We start from the raw sequence: 3,392 nt of genomic DNA on the forward strand, positions 1-3,392 counted from the left end.
ATGGAAACTTTTTTCCAGCAAATCATCAACGGGCTGGTGCTCGGGAGCATGTATGCGCTGGTGGCGCTGGGGTACACGATGGTGTACGGCATCATCAACCTGATCAATTTTGCGCACGGTGAGATTTTGATGGTGGGGGCGCTGGTGAGCTGGACGGTGATCAGCGCGCTGGGCGACTCGGGGCTGCCGGGTTGGGGGCTGATGCTGATCGGCCTGGCCTGCGCGGTGCTGGTGTGCACGACGCTGAACTTCCTGGTCGAGAAGATTGCTTACCGGCCGCTGCGCAATGCGCCGCGCCTGGCGCCGCTGATCACGGCCATGGGCATGTCGCTGCTGCTGCAGACCCTGGCCATGATCATCTGGAAGCCCAACCCCAAGCCCTTCCCGCTGCTGCTGCCGACCACACCCATCGATCTGGGCGGCCCGGTGATCACGATCACGCAGTGCGTGATCCTGGGTGCGACGGTGATGATCTTGGCCGCGCTGATGTGGCTGGTGAATCACACGAAACTGGGCCGCGCGATGCGGGCCACGGCCGAGAACCCCAAGGTGGCCGGCCTGATGGGCGTGAAGCCCGACTTCATCATCTCGACGACCTTTGTGATCGGTGCCGCGCTGGCCGCGGTGGCCGGCCTGATGTGGGCGGCCAACTACGGCACGGTGCAGCACACCATGGGCTTCATGCCGGGGCTGAAGGCCTTCACGGCGGCGGTGCTGGGCGGCATCGGCAACCTGGCCGGGGCCATGGTGGGCGGCGTGCTGCTGGGCCTGATCGAGGCGATCGGTGCGGGCTATCTGGGTGACCTGACCGGTGGCGTGCTGGGCAGCCACTACGCCGACATCTTCGCCTTCGTGGCGCTGATCCTGGTGCTGACCTTGCGGCCCTCGGGCTTGCTGGGTGAGCGTGTCGCGGACCGGGCCTGAGCAGGCCTGAGCGTCAAGGAGACTCCACATCATGCAAAAGAACAAACTCTTCGTCTTCCTGCTGGCGGCCCTGGGCCTGCTGGTGGTGCCGCTGATCGCGCAGCAGTTCGGCAACGGGCCGGTGCGCATCATCGACTTGGCCCTGCTCTACGTGATGCTGGCCCTGGGCCTGAACATCGTGGTGGGCTACGCCGGCCTGTTGGACCTGGGCTATGTCGCGTTCTACGCGGTCGGCGCCTATATGTTCGCGCTGCTCTCGAGCCCGCACCTGAGCGAGAACTTCGAGGCCTTCCGCATGGCCTTCCCCAATGGCCTGCACTCGCCGCTGTGGATCGTGATCCCGCTGGCGGCCGGGCTGGCGGCTTTCTTCGGCGTCATGCTGGGTGCGCCCACGCTGAAGCTGCGGGGCGACTACCTGGCCATCGTGACCCTGGGCTTCGGTGAAATCATCCGCGTGTTCCTGAACAATCTGGAACACCCGGCCAACATCACCAACGGCCCGCGCGGTATCGGCCAGATCGACTCCATGCACTTCTTCGGCCTGGACCTGGGCAAGGGCACCGAGCTGTTCGGCTTCGCCATCCCCTCGGTGACGCTGTACTACTACCTGTTCCTGGTGCTGGTGGTGTTCAGCGTGCTGATCTGCTACCGCCTGGAGAACAGCCGCATCGGCCGTGCCTGGATGGCCATCCGTGAAGACGAGATCGCCGCCAAGGCCATGGGCATCAACACCCGCAACCTCAAACTGCTGGCCTTCGGCATGGGCGCCACCTTCGGCGGTGTGTCGGGCTCCATGTTCGGCGCCTTCCAGGGCTTTGTGAGCCCCGAGTCCTTCAGCTTGCAGGAGAGCGTGATGATCGTGGCCATGGTGGTGCTGGGCGGCATCGGCCACATCCCCGGCGTCATCCTGGGTGCGCTGCTGCTGTCGGCCCTGCCCGAGGTGCTGCGCTACGCGGCCGGCCCGCTGCAGGAGATGACCGGTGGACGCCTGGACGCATCCATCCTGCGCCAGTTGCTGGTGGCCCTGGCCATGATCAGCATCATGCTGGTGCGTCCGCGCGGCCTGTGGCCGGCGCCCGAGCACGGCCGCGCCGCGCCGGTGCCGCAGAAGTGAACACCGGGTCTGCAAAGGAAAACAAGCCATGACAAGCAACAACAACAGCAGCAGCAGCAACAACGCAGACGTGGTGCTCAAGGTCGCCGGCGTGTCCAAGCGCTTCGGCGGCTTGCAAGCCCTGGCCGATGTGGGCATCCAGATCAACAAGGGCCAGGTCTACGGCCTGATCGGCCCCAACGGCGCCGGCAAGACCACCTTCTTCAACGTCATCACCGGGCTTTACACGCCGGACGGCGGCAGCTTCGAGCTGGGCGGCGCGCCGTACGCACCGACCGCGGTGCACGAAGTGGCCAAGACCGGCATCGCGCGCACCTTCCAGAACATCCGGCTGTTTGCCGAGATGACGGCGCTGGAGAACGTGATGGTGGGGCGGCATGTGCGCTCGCGCTCGGGCCTGATCGGCGCCATCTTCCGCACCCCCGGCTTCAAGGCCGAAGAAGCGGCGATTGCCAAGCGCGCCCAGGAACTGCTCGATTACGTGGGCATCGGCAAGTACGCCGAGTACAAGGCCCGCACGCTGAGCTACGGAGACCAGCGCCGCTTGGAGATCGCGCGCGCCCTGGCCACCGACCCCAAGCTGATCGCGCTGGACGAGCCGGCCGCGGGCATGAACGCCACCGAGAAGGTGGTGCTCCGAGAGCTGATCGACCGCATCCGCAAGGACGGCCGCACCATCCTCTTGATCGAACACGATGTGAAGCTGGTGATGGGCTTGTGCGACCGCGTCACGGTGCTGGACTACGGCAAGCAAATCGCCGAGGGCACGCCGTACGACGTGCAGCGCAACGAGAAGGTGATCGAAGCGTACCTGGGCGCGGGCCACACCAACCACTGATCAAAACAAATGGCAACCACAGAGGCACAGAGGCGCAGAGGAATGCAAATGCAATTCCTGTTTGTGGGTCTCCGTGCCTCCGTGCTTCTGTGTTTGCATGCAAGGAATTGAAGACATGGCGACAAACATATTGCTCGAAGTGAGCGGACTCAAGGTGGCCTACGGTGGCATCCAGGCCGTCAAGGGTGTGAACTTTGAAGTGCGCGAGGGCGAACTGGTCAGCCTGATCGGCGCCAACGGAGCGGGCAAGACCACGACGCTCAAGGCCGTGACCGGTCTGCAGCCGGTGGCCGACGGCGACGTGAAGTACCTGGGCCAAAGCATCAAGGGCCAAGGCCCCTGGGACCTGGTCAAGCAAGGCCTGGTGATGGTGCCGGAAGGGCGGGGCACCTTCACCCGCATGACCATCACCGAGAACCTGCAGATGGGCGCCTACCTGCGCAGCGACAAGGCCGGGATTGAGGCCGACATCGAGCGCGTCTTCGGCATCTTCCCGCGCCTGAAGGAGCGCAGAGC

General features: G+C 64.9%; 4 protein-coding genes. All 4 read left to right on the forward strand.

Going from position 1 to position 3,392, the window contains the following annotated elements:
- On the forward strand, nucleotides 1-924 hold a 924-nt coding region (locus LNV23_RS23665; protein ID WP_263565207.1), incomplete at its 5' end, for a branched-chain amino acid ABC transporter permease.
- Between the two features lie 31 nt (nucleotides 925-955).
- Nucleotides 956-2,038 (forward strand): ABC transporter permease subunit, encoded by a 1,083-nt coding sequence (locus LNV23_RS23670; protein WP_263565208.1) that lies wholly within the window; start codon nucleotides 956-958, stop codon nucleotides 2,036-2,038.
- Between the two features lie 28 nt (nucleotides 2,039-2,066).
- Nucleotides 2,067-2,876, forward strand: a complete 810-nt coding sequence (locus LNV23_RS23675; RefSeq protein ID WP_263565209.1) for an ABC transporter ATP-binding protein — start codon at nucleotides 2,067-2,069, stop codon at nucleotides 2,874-2,876.
- Nucleotides 2,877-2,991: 115 nt separating this feature from the next.
- A partial coding sequence (locus LNV23_RS23680; RefSeq protein ID WP_263565210.1) for an ABC transporter ATP-binding protein occupies nucleotides 2,992-3,392 on the forward strand: 401 nt, incomplete at its 3' end.

Source organism: Kinneretia sp. DJ1R-11, assembly GCF_025717595.1.
GTDB lineage: Bacteria > Pseudomonadota > Gammaproteobacteria > Burkholderiales > Burkholderiaceae_C > Paucibacter_A.